General features: G+C 71.0%; 12 protein-coding genes. 4 read left to right on the top strand and 8 right to left on the bottom strand.

Annotation, left to right across the window (positions count from 1 at the left end; genetic code table 11):
* The first annotated feature begins 46 nt into the window (after positions 1 to 46).
* Together D3P35_RS14565 and D3P35_RS14560 are read left to right on the top strand one after the other, a co-directional pair.
* Positions 47 to 1,915, top strand: a complete 1,869-nt coding sequence (locus tag D3P35_RS14565) for a hydantoinase B/oxoprolinase family protein (protein WP_118135468.1) — start codon at positions 47 to 49, stop codon at positions 1,913 to 1,915.
* Between the two features lie 8 nt (positions 1,916 to 1,923).
* Positions 1,924 to 3,969, top strand: a complete 2,046-nt coding sequence (locus tag D3P35_RS14560) for a hydantoinase/oxoprolinase family protein (RefSeq protein ID WP_118135467.1) — start codon at positions 1,924 to 1,926, stop codon at positions 3,967 to 3,969.
* Between the two features lie 303 nt (positions 3,970 to 4,272).
* On the opposite strand, the gene D3P35_RS14555 is transcribed toward D3P35_RS14560, so the two are convergent.
* From D3P35_RS14555 to D3P35_RS14520, 8 genes are all read right to left on the bottom strand, one after another.
* Positions 4,273 to 4,917 carry a TetR family transcriptional regulator C-terminal domain-containing protein gene (locus D3P35_RS14555; RefSeq protein WP_232830514.1) on the bottom strand — a complete coding sequence of 215 codons (645 nt, stop codon included), beginning with the start codon at positions 4,915 to 4,917 and terminating at the stop codon, positions 4,273 to 4,275.
* Positions 4,918 to 5,013: 96 nt separating this feature from the next.
* Entirely contained in the window at positions 5,014 to 5,877 is an 864-nt protein-coding gene (locus D3P35_RS14550) for an amidohydrolase family protein (RefSeq protein WP_118135466.1), read from the bottom strand.
* Positions 5,877 to 7,466 (bottom strand): NAD(P)/FAD-dependent oxidoreductase, encoded by a 1,590-nt coding sequence (locus tag D3P35_RS14545; protein WP_118135465.1) that lies wholly within the window; start codon positions 7,464 to 7,466, stop codon positions 5,877 to 5,879. The genes D3P35_RS14550 and D3P35_RS14545 overlap by 1 nt, the downstream gene beginning before the upstream one ends.
* Positions 7,463 to 9,121, bottom strand: coding sequence for a class I adenylate-forming enzyme family protein (locus D3P35_RS14540; protein ID WP_118135464.1), 1,659 nt, complete (start codon positions 9,119 to 9,121; stop codon positions 7,463 to 7,465). The genes D3P35_RS14545 and D3P35_RS14540 overlap by 4 nt, the downstream gene beginning before the upstream one ends.
* A 71-nt stretch (positions 9,122 to 9,192) precedes the next feature.
* Complete coding sequence (locus D3P35_RS14535; protein WP_118135463.1) at positions 9,193 to 10,680, bottom strand: aldehyde dehydrogenase; 1,488 nt, start codon at positions 10,678 to 10,680, stop codon at positions 9,193 to 9,195.
* A 22-nt stretch (positions 10,681 to 10,702) separates the two neighbouring features.
* A complete protein-coding gene (locus D3P35_RS14530; RefSeq protein WP_118135462.1) occupies positions 10,703 to 12,097 on the bottom strand; it encodes an aminotransferase in 1,395 nt (464 codons plus the stop codon).
* A 168-nt stretch (positions 12,098 to 12,265) separates the two neighbouring features.
* Positions 12,266 to 13,300: a histone deacetylase family protein gene (locus tag D3P35_RS14525; RefSeq protein ID WP_118135461.1), complete on the bottom strand. Its 1,035-nt coding sequence runs from the start codon at positions 13,298 to 13,300 to the stop codon at positions 12,266 to 12,268.
* Positions 13,301 to 13,308: 8 nt separating this feature from the next.
* Positions 13,309 to 14,742 carry an amidase gene (locus tag D3P35_RS14520; RefSeq protein ID WP_118135460.1) on the bottom strand — a complete coding sequence of 478 codons (1,434 nt, stop codon included), beginning with the start codon at positions 14,740 to 14,742 and terminating at the stop codon, positions 13,309 to 13,311.
* Positions 14,743 to 14,939: 197 nt separating this feature from the next.
* Here D3P35_RS14520 and D3P35_RS14515 point away from each other — a divergent pair, with 197 nt between their 5' ends.
* Both D3P35_RS14515 and D3P35_RS14510 read left to right on the top strand, forming a co-directional pair.
* Positions 14,940 to 16,526, top strand: a complete 1,587-nt coding sequence (locus D3P35_RS14515) for an ABC transporter substrate-binding protein (RefSeq protein ID WP_118135459.1) — start codon at positions 14,940 to 14,942, stop codon at positions 16,524 to 16,526.
* A gap of 109 nt (positions 16,527 to 16,635) precedes the next feature.
* Positions 16,636 to 17,601: an ABC transporter permease gene (locus tag D3P35_RS14510; RefSeq protein WP_118135458.1), complete on the top strand. Its 966-nt coding sequence runs from the start codon at positions 16,636 to 16,638 to the stop codon at positions 17,599 to 17,601.
* Positions 17,602 to 17,610 lie beyond the last annotated feature (9 nt).

The following is a 17,610-nucleotide window of genomic DNA, read 5'->3' as shown; positions in this document are numbered from 1 at the left end:
GCTGCGCAGCAACCATGAGGGGCCCGCGGGCCGCAGGGGAAAGAGCATGACACTGACCAGCTCACGGGAGGCCGCCCCCGCGGCGGCCGCGGCGGAGGAGATCTCCCCCGTCACCATCGAGGTCATCAAGGGCGCGCTGCGCTCCGCCCAGGCGGAGATGGAGCGGCTGTTGCAACGCACCGCCATGTCGCCGGTGATCCGCGAGAAGCAGGACTATTTCTGCGGGCTGTTCGACCGCGAGGGCCGGCTGCTGATCGGCACCAAGCTGCCGATCCTGGGCAACATCCTCGGCCCGGTGCTCGAGCAGTTCCCCATCTCCGAGATGCGCCCCGGCGACGTCTACTGGTACGACGACCCCTACCTCTCCGAGGGCGGGGTCTCGCACACGCCCGACCAGGTGTTCGTGGCGCCGATCTTCGTGGAGGGGGAGCTTGCGGGCTTCACCCATTCCTGGGCGCATTTCCTCGACATCGGCGGCATGCGCTCCGGCTCCACCACGCCCGACGCCACCGAGATCTTCCACGAGGGCATCCTCATCCCGCCCGTGCGGCTCTACCGCGAGGGGGTGCTGAACGACGATCTGCTGCGCACCTTCCTGCGCAACTCGCGCCTGCCGGAGATGAGCCGCGGCGACATCCGCGCCATGCTCGCCTCGGTCGAGCTGGGGGGGCGGCGCATGGCCGAGCTCTTCGCGCGCTTCGGCGTGGAGCGCGCCCATACCGCCTTCGATCGGCTGATCGAGCAGACCCGCAGCACCGCTCGCCGCCGCATGCGCGAGATCTTCACCCCCGGGCGCTACGCCTTCACCGAGCTCATCGACACCGACGGCCACGGCACCGGCCCCATCGCCATCCGCATGGAGCTCACGGCGGAAGGCGAGCACCTCACCCTCGACGCCACCCGCACCGATGACCAGACCCGCGGGCCGATCAACTTCATCATGCACCCCTCCAGCCTGCAGATGGTCTTCGGCGTCTACATCATCGCCGGCCACCCGGAGCTGATGTTCAACGAGGGCCTGCTCGACCTCGTGGACGAGGTGCGCCTGCGCGAGGGCTCGGTGATCAGCCCGCGCTTTCCCGCCGCCCTCGGCCAGCGCTCGATCACGCTCGCGCGGGTGACGAGCGCCTGCCTCGGCCTCGTGGCCGTGGCGCGGCCCGACCTCGCGCTCGGCTCCTCCTCGGCCTACAGCGCCAACAAGCTGCGCGGCACGCTGAAGGGCTCGGGCGCGCCCTTCCTCAAGACGCTGGCCATCGCCGCCGGCCAGGGCGCGCGGCCGGATTCGGACGGGCCGGACGCGATCTACTTCCTCAACCAGCAGAACTACCCGCTGGAATTCGCCGAGCAGAACTACCCGCTGCTGATGCTCACCTACGCGCTGAACCCGGATTCCGGCGGGCCCGGCCGCTGGCGCGGCGGCTGCGGCGTGGTGCGCGAGTTCCGCATGCTCTCGGACACCGCCACCGCCTCGCTGCGCATGAGCAACGTCGACTTCCCGGCCTACGGCGTGGCAGGCGGCATGTGCGGCCGCTCGGGCCGCTTCGTGCTCAACCCCGGGCAGGAGGGCGAGCGGCGCCTGCCCTCGCTCGCGGGCGGCATCGAGCTTGCCACCGGCGACGTGCTGCGCATCGAGATGCCCGGCGGCGGCGGCTTCGGCGACCCGTTCGACCGCGAGCCCGCCCGGGTGCTGCGCGACGTGCTGGGCGGCATGGTGAGTGCGGCCGCGGCGCTGGAGGATTACGGCGTGGTGCTCGACCCGCAGGCCGGCACGGTGGACGAGCCCGCCACCGCCGCCTGGCGCGAAGCCCACCGCCGCCCGGTGGCGATGTTCCACCGCCGGGGATATTTCGACGCCGCCGGCTGGGTGGCGGAAGCGGACCGGGCGGTGCGCGCCGCCCGCGCCGCGGCAGAGTGAGGCCAGGCATGGACAGGACCATCTCCATCGCCGTCGACACCGGCGGCACCTTCACCGACGTCTCGCTGGTCGACCGGGGCACCGGCGCCTTCCACAAGGCCAAGACCCCCTCCACGCCCGACGACCCCTCGCGCGGGTTCCTCGCCGGGCTGCGCCGGGTGCTGGCCGACAACGGGCTCGGCGCCGAGGCCGTGAGCCATGTCTTCCACGGCACCACCGTGGCCACCAACGCCATCCTCGAGATGCAGGGGGCGGACTGCGCGCTGCTCACCACCACCGGCTTTCGCCACGTGCTCGAGATCGGCCGCCACGACATCCCGCGCACCGGCAACATCTATGCCTGGGTGAAGCCCGAGCGCCCGGTGCCGCCCGAGCACATCTGGGGCATCGACGGCCGGATGACCCACGAGGGCGCCGAGCTCGCCCCCCTCGACGAGGCGATGCTGCGCGCCGCGGTGGCCGATATCCGCGCGAAGGGCCTGCGCTCCGTCGCCGTGTGCTACCTGCATTCCTACGCCAACCCCGCGCATGAGCTGCGCACCCGCGAGATCATCGCCGAGGAATTCCCCGAGGCGCAGGTCTCGCTATCCGCCGAAGTGCTGCCGGCCTTCCGCGAGTTCGAGCGCTCGATGGCGGTGCTGCTCAACGCCTACGTGATGCCGAAGGTCTCGGGCTATGTCTCGCGGCTCGAGGCGCAGATGGCGGGCGAGGGCATCGGCGGGCGGCTCCTGCTCATGCAGTCGAGCGGCGGGGTGACCGGGGCCGGCACCATCCGCAACGAGCCGATCCACACCGCGCTCTCGGGCCCCGCGGCAGGCGTGGTGGGCGCCGGCGTCATCGGCCGGCAGGCGGGCGAGCCGCGGCTGATCAGCTTCGACGTGGGCGGCACCTCGGCCGACATCTGCCTGATCGACGGCGCCGAGGCCTCGGTCACCACCGAGGGCCGGGTGGGCGAGTGGCCGCTGGGCCTGCCGATGATCGACATCCACACCATCGGCGCGGGCGGCGGCTCCATCGCCCGGGTGGTGAACGGCGCGCTGGTGGTGGGCCCGGCCAGTGCCGGCGCCGTGCCCGGCCCGGTCTGCTACGGCCGCGGCGGCACCGAGCCCACGCTCACCGACGCGCATCTGGTGCTGGGCCATCTCACCCCCCGGCTGCTCGACGGCGAGATGCTGCTCGACCGCGCCGCGGCCGAGCGCGCCATCGAGACCCATGTCGCCGCGCCCCTCGGCCTCTCGGTGCTCGAGGCTGCGACCGGCATCGTCGAGATCGCCAATGCCAACATGGTGGGGGCGATCCGCGTGGTGTCGGTGGAGCGCGGGCATGACCCGGCGGAATTCGCGCTGGTGCCCTTCGGCGGGGCCGGGCCGCTGCACGGCGGCTTCCTGATGCGGCTCTTGGGCATGCGCGCGGCGCTGGTGGCGCCGGAGGCGGGCGTGCTCTCGGCCATGGGCCTGCTGCATTCGGACCTGAAGAAGGACTTCACCCGCACCTGCATCCTGCGCGCACCGGACTATGACCTCGCGCGGCTGGAGGAGGTGTTCGCCGGGCTCGACGCGGGCGCGCGCGAGTGGCTCTCGGCCGAGGCGATCCCGCCTTCGGGCCAGGAGATCGACTGGGTGGTGGGCATGCGCTACCTCCACCAGGGCTTCGAGCTCACGGTCGACTGGCCGGGTCGCGCGGTGACGCGGGAGGCCCTGGCGCAGGCCATCGAGGGCTTCCACGCCGCCCATCGCCAGCTCTACACCTTCGACCAGCCGGAGGTGCCGGTGGAGCTCGTGTTCGCCCGGGTCTCGGCGCGCGGCAGCCTCGGCCAGCCGGCCGACCGCGCGGGCCCCGCGGCCGGGCCGATGCCCGAGCCTTCGGAGGTGCAGCAGGTCTGGGCGGAGGGGGCGTGGCAGGACTGCCCGGTGCATGACCGCCGCCGCCTGCCCGCCGGCGCACGGCTCCACGGGCCCGCCATCATCGAGCAGCTCGACGCCACCACCTACATCCTGCCCGGCCAGGTGGCGACGGTGGACGGTTTCGGCAACCTCATCCTGCGCGAGGCCTGAGTGCGGCGGCCGCTGCTGCGTGGCCGAAGGGGGGGCGCCCGGCCCCCCCGGGCTGCTGCCGCCCCGCCTTGCGGTGAGGCGGCGGCAGGTCTCGCGAAATCGGCGTGCGCGCGATGTGCCGCGGCCCGGAGGCAGTCGAGCGCCGGTGCGGCAATGGCCCCGCCGGGCTCGCGCAAGCAGGCGGGCCCGGGGGCACCATCCGCCCGGCTTCCGGGCATCGCGGCGGCCGCTGACCGCAACAAGCCCGTGCGCGTCTGGCCCGGCCCGGCGGGGCGGCCGCGGGCGTTCCTCCGCCGGCGCGCCTCAGAAATCCTGCGGGAAATACGCGCGCATCATCGCGATGCAGGCGGCGTGGCCGCGGCTCTGCGCCTCGCTGGCCGAGGTGGTCTGCAGCAGCGCCTCGATCCACAGGCCCGAGATCATCGCATTGAGCGAGACGGCGAGCAGCTCGGCGTCGAGCGCCACGCCGCGCAGGGTGGCGAGCTCGGCGATATCGGCGGCCACGGCGCGGTTGTAATGGTCGCGCAGGGCCGCGCAGCGGGTGCGGTAGGCCGGCACCCGCGCCGCCTCCGCCCAGAAGGCGAGCCAGAGCGCGATGGTGTTGCGGCTGCCCTGCTTGCGGCTGAAATCGGTGTCGATCATCCGGCGTATCCGCTCGGCCGGGCCCAGGGCGGAGGCGTCGAGCCGCACGAGATAGGCCTCGTACTCGGCCGCCGCATGGTCGAGCGCGGCGAAGATCACCCCTTCCTTGGACTGGAAGTGGAAGGCCACCACGCCGTAGGAGCACTTCGCCTCCGAGGCGATGGAGTTGATCGTGACCCCGGTGAGCCCGCGCTTCGAGATCACCTTGATCGCCGCTTCCATCAGGCTGCGGCGCCGGTCGAGCACCTGGTCGTCGCGGCTGGGCCGGGCGGTGCCGCGCTTCGGTCTGGATGTGAGCTCAGTCACCGGAACATCGCCTCCCCGGGGCGCCGGACCCGTGCGGACGGGTCGTTTTCGCGGGTTTCCGCCTGTCTTTCCCGGATAGGCGATGGCCGGACATTGTCAAGCATTGGTGCCGTCGAGCCGCAGAAACCTTGCGGCATTGTCGTGCAGCCAGAGCCGGCGCACCGTGTCGTCGAGCCCGAGCGCGTCGATCTCGGCCACGGCCGCATCGGCGGGCATCATCGGGAAGGCGGAGCCGAAGATCATCTTTTCCTTCAGGATGGTGCGGCCGTATTGCAGCAGGGGCTCGTAGCCCGAATGCGCCTTGGCGAGCAGCTTCGGGCGCACGGCGAGCAGGCCGATGAAGAGGTTCGGGTGCCGCCAGGCGGTGCCGATCAGCTCCTGCACCCAGGGCCAGCCGGGGGGCGAGGCGATGGCGCGCAGCCCGGGGTAGCGCACCATCACCGCGTCGAGATGCTCCGGCCGGCCGAGCGACATCGGTGTCGCGGTGGAGAAGTTGATGCCGCAATGGATGTTCACCGGCACGTCGAGCTCGATGGCCTTCTCGTAGAGCGGGAACAGGCGCGCGTCGTCCGGCGTCATCTTCAGCTCGAAGCACTGCAGGTTGAGCCCGCGCAGGCCGAGGCCGGTCACCGCGCGCTCGAACTCCGCCGCCGCGCCGGGCTGCCAGGGGTCGACCCCGGCAAAGCCGATGAAGCGCGGCCCGTGGGCGGCCACGAACTCCGCCACCGTCTCGTTGGGGATGCGGAAGCCGAAGGTGGTGGTGAGGTCGCGCGCCTTCAGCACCACCGCCCGGGCGCCGAGGCGCTCGTAGGTCTCGAGATAGCCCTCGAGCCCCTGTGCTGCACCCGAGGCGGCGGAGCGGCTCTCCGAGCCGCGGTACACCCGGCGGTAGTTCTGCAGGTGCGGCGCTGCGGGGGAGAATTCGGGCAGCGGCGGGCGGCTCGAGAAGTCGATCAGCATCAGTTCCAGCTCCGTCGGTTGGCGAGGATGACCTTCGCGGCATTGTGCCCGGGCACCCCGGTGACCCCGCCGCCCGGATGCACCGAGGCGCTGGCCTGGAACAGGCCCGGCACCGGGCTGCGATAGTCGGCGTAATCGGGCGAGTAGCGGCGGAAGAACATCTGGTCGGCGCTGATCTCGCCATGGTGCACATGGCCGTTGGGCAGGTCGAACATGCGCTCGATGTCGAGCGGGGTGAGCACCTGGCGGTGCAGGATCAGGCTCTCGATATCGGGGAAATGCGGGCGCAGCACGCCCAGCACCCGGGCCCAGAGCTCGTCGCGCCGGCTGTCCCAGTCGCCCTGCGCCAGCGTGTAGGGCGCGTGGCCGCCGAAGATGTTCATCACGTGGTGGCCGGGAGGGGCCAGCGTGGGGTCGACCAGCGTGGGGATCTTGAGGATGAGGAAGGGCTCCGGCGCCATGTCGCCGGCCTGCGCCGCGCGGTGCGCGCGCTCCATGTAGCCCACGTCGCCGGCGATGGTCATCTGCGGCGGCAGGGGGCCGTTCGCGGCGAAGACCGGGGCCTGCGGCAGGCCGGTGAGCGCGAGGTTCACCCGGAACACGGTGCTCTCGCAGCGGATGTTGCGGATGTCGCGGTTGAAATCCTCCGGCAGGTCGGCGGGGTCGAGCAGCCTGGTGAAGGTGGTGCGGGCATTGGCGTTTGCGATGACGATCTTCGAGCGGATCACCTCGCCGCCCGCGAGCCGCACCCCGGCGGCGCGGCCATTCTCCACCAGGATGCGCTCCACCGGGCAGGAGGTGCGCACCTGCATGCCATGCGCCTCGCCCGAGCGGCGGATGGCCTCGGAGATCGCGCCCATGCCGCCCTTCATGAAGCCCGCGGGCCCGGCGGCGGTGCTGCCGTCGCGCACGATGCCGCGGGCGAGCATGTAGGCCGAGCCGGGGGTCCTGAGGCTCGAGTTCGCCCCGCCGCCGCCGGCGAAGAAGCCCAGCACCAGCTTCACCTCCTCGGAGGTGAACCAGCGCGAGAGGTAATCGTAGGCGCTCATGGTGAGCAGGTTGTAGATGTCGAAGAACTGCGGCCCGATGCGCCGGAAGCGCCAGACGAACCCGGCGAGGCGCTTCAGGTCGCGCAGCTTGCCGCTGCCGGGGTTCACCGGCACTTCCCACAGCAGGCGCTGCATGTGCGGGGCGATCTTCGCCATATGGGCGCGGTACTTCAGGTAAGCTTCGCCATCGGTGTTGGAGAACCTGCCGATCTCGGCGACGAATTTCTCCGGGTCGTCCCAGAGGGTGAAGCTGCGCCCGCCGCTGAGCGCGAAGACCGTGGGCGGGGCGGGCAGCACCTCGAAGCCGTATTTCTGCAGCTCGAGGTCGAGGATCACCTTGGGCTGCAACAGCCCCTGGTAATAGGAGGCCATGGAGGAGCGGTAGCCCGGCGCGATCTCGCCGGTCACCGCCGCCCCCCCCACCATCGCGCTGCGCTCGACCACGAGCACGCTCACGCCCGCGCGGGCGAGATAGGCGCCGCAGGTGAGGCCGTTGTGGCCGCCACCCACGATGACGGCGTCATAGGCGGGGGCGGTCATGCGGTCTCTCCCGAAACCCAGGCGCCGGACACGCGGTCCCAGGCGCCGGCGCGCAGGTCTGCCACTCCGGCGGTGATCTGCGGCTTTGCGATCTTGAGCGAGGCGGTGCGGGGGAACTCCTCCACGAAGGCGTAGAAGCGCGGCACCTTGAAGGGGGCGAGCCCGGCCTCGGCGGTGGCGATCACCGCCGCGAGCACGTCCGGCCCGGGGGCGAGGCCCTCGCGCAGCTTGAGATAGGCCTTCACCTCCTCGCCGCGCAGCGCGTCGGGCACGCCCACCACGGCCACCTCGGCCACGCCGGGGGCGGCGGTGAGCACGGTCTCCACCTCGCGGGCGGCGATGTTCTCGGCCGAGCGGCGGATCATGTCCTTCTTGCGCCCGACGATGGTGTAGAAACCCTCCTCGTCGCAGCGGAACAGATCGCCGGTGGAGAACCAGCCGTCGCGCAGCACCTCGGCGGTGGCCGCCGGGTTGTTGTAGTAGCCCAGCATGATGCCGGGGCCGCGGATCTGCAGCTCGCCGATCTCGCCGGGGGGCAGCGGGGTGCCCGCCTCGTCGACGATGCGGCACTCGCGGAACGGGCAGGGCACACCGCAGCTGCCCGAGCCCACCTTGTCGGGGCGCTCAATGGGGGCGAACATCGCCGGGCCGATCTCGGTCATGCCGAAGGCCTCGCGGGCGTTGAGGTCGAAGCGCGCCTCGAGACCGGCGTGCAGGTCTCGCGGGCAGCCGTAGATGTTGGCGCGGATCACCCGGTTGTCGGCGTCATGCGGCTGCGGCGCCATGCCGTGCAGCACCCAGGGCAGCAGACAGAACTCGATGCCATGCTCCTTCAGCCAGCCCGAGAAGCGGCTGGTGGACTGGCGCGCCGCCACGAAGAGCGTGCCGCGCTGGTAAAGCGTCATCAGCAGGAGCCACTGCGGATCCATGTAGAAGAACGGCGTGGAGGCGAGGATGCGGGAGAAGCGCCGGCCGTCGCGGAAGGCGTTCACCTTTCCGGACGAGATCCAGTAGCGCTGGCTCAGCATGCAGCCCTTGGGAAAGCCCGAGGTGCCGGAGGTGAACTGGATGTTGAGCAGATCGTCATGCCCCACCGGAGCGGGCGGCTCGAAGCGCTCGGCCGGGGTTGCGGCCAGCGCCTCCCAGTCATGCCCGCCGGGGGGGATGTCGCCGCCGAGCAGGATCATGCGCTCCGCCGGCAGGCTCACCAGCCCCTCGGCGCGCGCGGTGTCGAGCACGGCGCGGGTGTCGGCATGGGCCACCACCCATTCCGCCTCGGCGGTGTTCATCACATGGGCGATCTCGCGCGGGCGGTAGCCGGGGTTGATCGGCAGCATCACCGCGCCGATGCGCCCCAGTGCCAGCCAGGTGAGCGGGAAGGCCGCGATGTTGGGCAGCATCACCCCCACATGCGTGCCCTTGGTGATGCCGAGACGCACGAGCGCGCGCGCCAGCCCGTTCACCCGGGTGCGCATGGCCTCGTAGGTGATGGTCTCGCCGCTGTCGAAGAAATTCCACAGCACCCGGTCGCCGGCCTCGGCGGCGGCGGCGTCGATCAGCGCGCCGATGTTCTCGGGCAGGGGCTCGGCCTCGATGGCGCGGCGGCGCTCCTCGTAGGGGGTGACGGGGTGTGCGAGGACATCGTCCTTCCACATGGCAGCGCTCCGATGCAGGGGGAGGGCCCCCCGCCCCGGCCCGTGGCAGCGGGAGGGGCGGGGAGAGAGGCTCAGTGGGCGAACCACATCGCCTTGAGGTCGGTGTACTTGTCCATCGCGTGGAGCGACTTGTCGCGCCCGAAGCCGGACTGCTTGAAGCCGCCGAAGGGCACGGCCATGGAGCCGCGGTCGAAGCAGTTGACCCAGACCACGCCGGCGCGGATCGCCTTCGCCGCGCGGTGGGCGTTCTTCACCGAGCCGGTCCAGACCGCGCCGGAGAGGCCGTAGATCGTGTCGTTCGCCACGGCCATCGCCTCGTCGAACCCGTTCACGGTGATGGCCGAGAGCACGGGGCCGAAGATCTCCTCGCGGGCGATGGTCATGTCGTTGCGCACGCCCTCGAAGACGGTGGGCTCGATGAAGAACCCGCCGGTTTCGGTGCGCACGCGGGCCCCGCCGATGAGCGCGCTCGCGCCCTCGGCGCGGCCGGCGTCGATGTAGCCCAGCACGCGGCTCATCTGCTCCTCGCTCACCACCGAGCCCATGCGGGTGGCGGTGTCGAGCGGGTCTCCGGGCTGGTAGTTCGCGGCCTGGGCGGCGATCTTCTCCAGCAGCGCGTCGCGGATGCTCGCGTCCACGATCAGCCGGGAGCCCGCGTTGCACACCTGGCCGGTGTTGGCGAAGATGCCCGCCGCGATGCCGGCGGCGGCGGCGTCGAGATCGTCGCAATCGGCCAGCACCACCTGGGGCGACTTGCCGCCCAGCTCCAGCCCGATGCGCTTGATGTTGGACTGGCCGGAGTACTGCATGAAGTACTTGCCCACCTCGGTGGAGCCGGTGAAGCCCACGCAATCCACGTCCATGTGCAGGCCGAGCGCGCGGCCGGCGATGTGGCCCAGGCCCGGCACCACGTTCAGCACGCCCGGGGGCATGCCGGCCTCGATGGCAAGCTCGCCGAACTTCAGCGCCGTGAAGGGCGATTGCTCGGCGGGCTTGAGGATCACCGAGTTGCCGGTGGCGAGCGCCGGGCCCAGCTTCCAGGCCGCCATCGACATCGGGTAGTTCCACGGCACCACGGCGGCGACCACGCCCAGCGGCTCGCGCACCACCATGGTGGTCATGTCGGGCCCCGTCGCGGCCACCTCGCCGTAGACCTTGTCGATCGCCTCGGCATACCAGGCGATGCAGGAGGCGGCACTCACCACGTCGCCGTTGTAGGCGTTGGCGATGGGCTTGCCGACGTTGAGGGTCTCGAGCAGGGCGAGCTCCTCGCGGTTGGCGAGGATCAGCTCGGAGAAGCGCAGCAGGATGCGGCGGCGCTCGGCCGGGGCCATGCGCGACCAGCTTCCCGCCTCGAAGGCGCGGCGGGCGGAGGCGACGGCGCGGTCCACGTCGGCATCGTTGCACGAGGCGACCTGCGTGAGCACCCGGCCGTCACCGGGATAGACACAGTCGAAGGTCTCGCCGGAGAGGCTGTCGACGTAGGCGCCGTCGATGAAGGGGCGGTTCGGGAGCACGGCTGCGGCGGCGCGGCCGTGCCAGTCGATGGTGTGCAGCATGTCTGTCCTGTGGGTTCGGGGGTCAGGGGGCGGTTGCGCCCGGCGCGGGGGCAAGGCCGCTCGCGGCGCTCACCTCGGTGATGGCCCGGCGCATGATGGCGATGATCTCGTCGATCTGCGCGGGCGTGACGATCAGCGGCGGCGAGATCACGCAGAGATCGCCGAGCGGGCGCACGATGAGCCCGAGCTCGAAGCAGCGCGCGTCGATGCGGGCGGTGAAGGCCTTGTCCTCGGCAGTGCCGTCGACCCGGGAGGGGTCGATCATGCACTGCACGCAGCCCACCAGCCCCACGGAGCGCACGTCGGCCACGCCCGGCAGGTCGGCGAGCGAGCGCAGCCCGGCGGCGAAATGCTCCGCCATGTCGCGGGCGTGCTCCACGATGCCCTCGCGCTCCATCAGCGCGATGTTGGCGAGGGCGGCGGCGCAGGACACCGGCTGGTTGGTGTAGGTGTAGCCGTTGGAAAACCAGCTCCCCTTCGCGTTCTCGCCCGAGATGCGCGCCAGCACCGCCTCGGAGATCGCGAGCCCGCCCAGCGGCACGTAGCCCGAGGTGACGCCCTTGGCGAAGGTGATGATGTCGGGCGTGACGCCGAACACCTTCTCGGAGGCGAACCACTCGCCGCAACGCCCGAAGCCGGTCACCACCTCGTCGGAGATGTAGAGGATGTCGTGCGTCTCGCAGAGCGCCTTGAAGCGGGCGTGATAGCCGGCAGGCGGGATGATCACCCCGCCGGAGGCGAGGATCGGCTCGGCGAGGAAGGCGGCCACCGTGTCGGGGCCGAGCGCCTCGAGACGGTCCTCGAACTCCTGCACCAGGTCGTCGAGGAAGGCTTCCTGGCTGCGGTTGCCGGCGTGGCGCGGGTTCGGGCTGGAGAGGAAGGAGATCCGGTCCTGCGCGATGTCGAAATTCGGCCAGTTGCCGCGGCGCCCGGTGCAGGCGGCGGTGAGCGAGGTGGAGCCGTGGTAGCCGTCCATCCGCACGATGATGCGCTTCTTCTGCGGCCGGCCGAGCACGTTGTTGTAGAACTCCGAGAAGCGCAGGGCGCTGTCCACGGCGGTGGAGCCGCCGGTGGTGAAGAAGATGCGGTTGAGATCGCCGGGCGTGAGCGAGGCGATCTTCTCCGCCAGTTTCGCCGCCGGGCTGGTGGCCATGTACCAGGGCGAGGCATAGGGCAGGGTCATCGCCTGCTCGGCCATCGCGTCGACGATCTCGCGGCGCCCGTAGCCCACCTGCGCGCACCACATGCCGGCCGGCCCGTCGATCAGCCGGCGGCCGTCCTCGGTGTAGACATGGATCCCCTCGGCGTGGGTGAGCACGGGCTGGCGGGTGCGGCCGAGTTTCTCCATCTCCTGCGCGGGCAGCAGCACATGCTTGCGCAGCGCCTCGCCCACCTCGTCGTTCCGAGCATCCGTCATACCAGTTCCCTTCGGCTGCACCTGTGCGCGGGCCGGCGCGCGCCCCGCGCCAGCCCCTTGCCCGGATACTGCGGAAGCCGGGCGGGGCTGTCAATATTTCTGATTGCTCGATCAATCAATGTGTCGATCGGACGCCGCCCCCGCCCTTGCGGGCAAGGGGGCGGCGGGCTAGCCGCGCGCCGCCATGTGGCCGCCGAGCACGCTCGCCACGTTGTCGCCGATCGCCTCCACCGCGTAGCCGCCCTCCATCACGAAGAGGGTGGGCAGGCCGAGCCCGCCGATTCGCCGGCCGATGTCGGCGAAATCCGCGCCGCGCAGGCGAAAGCGCGAGATCGGGTCGCCCTCGAAGGCGTCGACCCCGAGCGAGACCACGAGCCGCTGCGGCGCGAAGGCGGCGATGCGCGCCAGCGCCCGGGACAGCGCATCGCCCCAGCCGGCATAGCCGGTGCCCCAGGGCAGGGGCAGGTTCAGGTTGCAGCCCGCGCCTTCGCCCTCGCCGGTCTCGTCGGCGAAACCGGCGTAATAGGGGTAGTCCTGCACCGGGTCGGCGTGGAGGGAGACGGTGAGCACGTCCGCGCAGGCATAGAAGATGTCCTGCGTGCCGTTGCCGTGGTGATAGTCGATGTCGAGCACGGCCACGCGCGCGGCGCCCGCATCGCGGAAGGCGCGGGCGGCGATGGCGGCGTTGTTGAGAAAGCAGTAGCCGCCGAAATAGTCGCGCCCCGCGTGGTGGCCGGGCGGGCGGCAGAGCGCGAAGGCGGCGGGCGCGCCGGCGTCGACCAGTGCCGCCCCGGTGAGGGCGCAGTCGGCGGCGGATTGCGCTGCCTGCCAGGTGCCGGCCAGCACCGGGCTGCTCATGTCGATGGCATAGCGGCCGAGCTCGGCGCCGGGCCGGGTGGTGGGGATCATCCGGCTGCGCCGGGGCGGCCAGACATTGGGATAGGCCGGGGTGGGGCCGGTCTCGGCCTCCCAGCGCTCCCAGATCGTGGCGAGGAAGTCGATGAAACCCGCGTCATGCACCGCCAGCAATGGCGCGGTGCCGAAGCGCCTGGGCGCCAGCACCGGGCCGGGGAAGGCGCGCTGCACGGCGGCCAGCACCAGCTCGGCCCGGCGGGGCGTCTCGAAGGCCTCCACCCAGCGGCCGCGGTAGAATTCGGTGGGGACGTCCTGGAGGCGGTGGTCTTCGGAATGGATGATCTGCATTGCGCGCCTCAGAAGCCGAGCGCGGGCCGGGTGGCCGCCGAGGCATACCAGCCGCCCACCGCCGCCTCATAGGCGAGGCCGGCGCCGAACACGCCCTGGTCGTCATAGGTCCGCCCCACGAGCTGGATGCCGGTGGGCACGCCGCTTGCCGCATGGCCCGAGGGCACCGAGAGCACCGGGCAGCGGCTGAGCATGTTGAAGGGCCAGGCCATGGTCCAGCCCAGGTAGGGGTCGACCTCCACGCCGTTGATGCTGAGCGGGCCCGCCATGTCGAACTCCGCCGGCACCGCCGGGATGGCGAGGGTGGGGCAGACGAACAGGTCCAGCTCCTCCATCATCGGGCCGAAATGCGCGTAGATCCGCCCCTCCACCCCGATGGAGGCGAGATAGTCGGCCGTGGTGATGCCGAGCGCGCGGCGGGCGAAACCGGCGGTGTAGGGGGCAAGCTGGGCCTCGCGCGCGTCGAGATATTCCGCCAGCCAGGCGCCGAAGAGCGCGCCGTGATGGGTGGCGGCGGCGTGGTAGACGTCCCAGTCCCAGGGCAGGGCCACCTCCACCACCTCGGCGCCGAGGGCGCGGAACACGTCGAGGGCGGCGAGGGTGTTGGCGCGCACCTGCCCGTCCACCTCCATGAAGCCGAAATCGATCGAGTAGCCGATGCGGCGGCCGCGCAGGTCGGCCGGGCGGGCCTCCACCTCGAGCTGCGGTTTCAGCGAGGCGATGTCCTTCGGGTGGGGCCCGGCGAGGACATTCTCCATCAGCAGGCAATCGGCCACGCTGCGGGCCATCGGCCCGGGGTGGTTGTAATGGTCGAGGTTGAACGGCGGGGTGGAGGGCACCCGGCCGTAGGGCGGCTTGAACCCCACCACCCCGCAGGCCGAGGCCGGGATGCGGATGGAGCCGCCGATGTCCGAGCCGGTGGCAAGCGTGGTGAGCCCCGCGGCCAGTGCCGCCCCCGAGCCGCCCGAGGAGCCGCCGGGGGTGAACTGCGGGTTCCACGGGTTGCGCGTCACCCCCCATTGCCGCGAGTGGCAGAAGGGCGCGCAGGAGAATTCCGGCGTGGTGGTGCGGGCATGCACCACGGCGCCCGCCTCGAGCAGCCGGCTCACCACCGGGGCGCTCTCGGTGGCGACATGGTCGGCATAGAGGAGCGAGCCGTAGGTGGTCACCTTGCCGGCCATCATGTTCTCGTCCTTCAGCGCCACGGGAATGCCTTCCAGCGGGCCGATGTCATCGGCACCGGCGGCATAGCGGGCCTCGGCGGCGCGGGCCTGTTCCATTGCCTCCTCGGCATAGGTGAAGCACACCGCGTTGAGCCCGTCGGCGCTGGCGGGGATGCGCGCCAGATGCGCTTCGAGAAGCTCCACCGGGGAGAGCTCGCGGGCGCGGAACATGCGCAGGGCCTCGGTTGCGCTGAGATAGGCCAGGCTCGTGTCTGTCATCGGGTCACCACCTTTGCGGGCAAGGGTATCGGGGGGCATTCTAGGCCATCACGTGATTGATTGGTCAATCAGTTTGTTGACATGCCCACGTATCCATCTATCGTGATTTCCCGAGGGGAGCGGCCACCCGGCACCTGCGTGAAGACAGGCGGGAAGAGCTCCGGTTCTTCGCACTAACAGTCTGACAGGGAAGCAGAATGAAAGAATCGCATTTCCGCAAAGCCGGGCGCGCACGGGTTTCGCGCCGCCATTTTCTCGCCGGAAGCTCGGCCCTCGCGGCACTGGGTGCGGCCGGCGGCCTGCCCCTGCCGCTGCGCGCGCAGGACGGCACGCCGGCACAGGGCGGCACGCTGCGCCTCGGCCTGCACAACGCCTCGCAGAACGACAGCCTCGACCCCGGAAGCTGGTCGACGAGCTGGACCGGCGCCTCCTTCAACGGCGGCATCTACAACAACCTCGTCGAGATCCTGCCCGACGGCACCGTGGCCGGTGACCTGGCCGAGAGCTGGGAGGCCGGCGAGGGCGCGGTGACCTGGCGCTTCAGGCTGCGCCCGGGCGTCACCTTCCACGACGGCAAGCCCCTCACCCCCGAGGACGTGCGCCAGTCGTTCCTGCACCACATGAAGCCCGATTCGACCTCCGGCGCGCGGGCGATCGTCGACCAGATCGCCTCCATCGAGACCGAGGGCGAGGACATGGTGGTGTTTACCCTCGCCGAGGGCAACGCCGACTTCCCCTACCTGTTGTCGGATTACCACCTCTCGGTGCTGCCGGCGCTCGAGGGCGGCGGCATCGACATGCAGAGCGGCAACGGCACCGGCGCCTTCCTGCTCGACAGTTTCGAGCCCGGCATCGCCACCCGCCTGAAGCGCAATCCCAACTACCACAAGCCGGGCAAGCCGCATGTGGACGAGGTGGAGTTCATCTCCATCCCCGATGCGACCGCCCGGCTCAACGCCCTGCTCACCGGCGAGGTGGACTTCATCCAGGACCTCGACGGCCGCAACATCCCGCTCATCGAGCGCAGCCCGGACTACGTGGTGCAGCGCGTGCCCAGCCTGCGGCACTTCTCCTTCGACATGGACACCACCGTGGCGCCGTTCGACAATCCGGACGTGCGCATGGCGCTGAAATACGCGCTCGACCGCGAGGACATCATCGAGAAGGTGTTCCTCGGCGAGGGCCGCCCCGGCAACGACAACCCCGTCGCCGCCATCATGCCCTTCCACCACGAGATGCCGCAGCGCAGCTACAGCCCGGAAAAGGCGAGGGAACACCTCGCGAAAGCCGGGCTCGACAGCCTGACGGTCGATCTCTCGGTGGCGGAAAACGCCTTCCCCGGCGCCATCGAGGCGGCGGTGCTCTACCAGGAACACGCGGCGCGCTGCGGCATCACCATCAACGTGGTGCGCGAGGCGGCGGACGGCTACTGGGAGAACGTCTGGCTGAAGAAGCCGTTCTGCGGGGTCGACTGGTTCGGCCGCCCGACGCTCGACTGGCTGTTCTCCACCATCTACACCTCCGACGCGCCCTGGAACACCGGCTGGTCGAACGCCCGGTTCGACGAGCTGCACGCCCTCGCCCGCGCCGAGACCGACGAGGCGAAGCGGCGGGAGTACTACGCCGAGATGCAGGAGATCATCCACGCGGAGGGCAACACCCTCACCGTGGCCTTCGTGGACTGGCGCAGCGCCGTCTCCACCCGCGCCGGCTTCGGCGAGGTGGGCGGGCTGCTGCCGCTCGACAACATGCGCATCAGCGAGCGCATGTGGGCCGAAAGCTGAGCCGGATGCCCGGCCCCGGGGGCGCGCCCGCCGCGCCCCCGACCCCCGCGGCCCCCCGCAGCCCCGCCCGGGGCAGGGCCCGCGCGCGACGACTGCGGAGCAGCACGACATGAACCGAACTACCCACCCCATCCTCTCCATGGTGCTGAGCCGCCTCGGCCTGGGGCTGCTGAGCCTGGTCATCGTCTCGCTGGTGATCTTCTCGGCGGTGAGCTTCCTGCCCGGCAGCTATGCCGCGGCCATCCTCGGCCAGAACGCCACGCCCGAGGCTGTGGCGGCGATGGAGCGCCAGCTCGGCCTCGACCAGCCCTGGGCGCTGCGCTACGCGAGCTGGCTCGCCACCGCGGCCACGGGCGATCTGGGCATGTCCTTCTCCGGCCGCCCGGTGGTGGACGTGATCGGGCCCCGGCTCGCAAACACCCTCACCCTCGCGGCCATCACTGCGGCCATCGCGGTGCCGCTCGCCATCGGGCTCGGCATCGCCTGCGCGCGCTGGCGCGGCCGGCTGATCGACCGGGTGCTCTCCACCACCACCCTCGCCTCGATCTCGGTGCCGGAATTCTTCGTGGCCTACGTGGTGATGATGATCTTCGCGGTGAAACTGCAGCTGCTGCCCTCCATGGCCGGCATCCGCAACGGCATGGATTTCGGCGAGCAGCTCATCCGGATGATCCTGCCCATCCTCACCCTGCTGCTGGTGATCCTCGCGCACATGCTGCGCAACACCCGCGCCGCCATCCTCTCGGTGATGGCGAGCCCCTACGTGGAGATGGCGCGGCTCAAGGGCGAGCCGGAGGCCCGGGTGGTGATGCGCCAGGCCCTGCCCAACGCCATCGGCCCCATCGCCTCGGTGGTGGCGATCAACCTCGCCTATCTCATCTCCGGCGTGGTGGTGATCGAGGTGGTCTTCGTCTACCCCGGCGTGGGCCAGGCGATGATCGACGCGGTGCGCAACCGCGACGTGCCGGTGATCCAGGCCTGCGCGCTGATCTTCGCCGCCGCCTACATCGGCTTCAACCTGCTGGCCGACATCCTCTCCATCGTCAGCAACCCGCGCCTGCTTCACCCGCGCTGAGGGCAGATC

The sequence above is a fragment of the Oceanicella sp. SM1341 genome (assembly GCF_003448965.1).
Taxonomy (GTDB): domain Bacteria; phylum Pseudomonadota; class Alphaproteobacteria; order Rhodobacterales; family Rhodobacteraceae; genus Paroceanicella.
The sequence above is the reverse complement of the archived record's forward strand: the minus strand, read 5'-3'. Positions and strand labels throughout refer to the sequence as shown.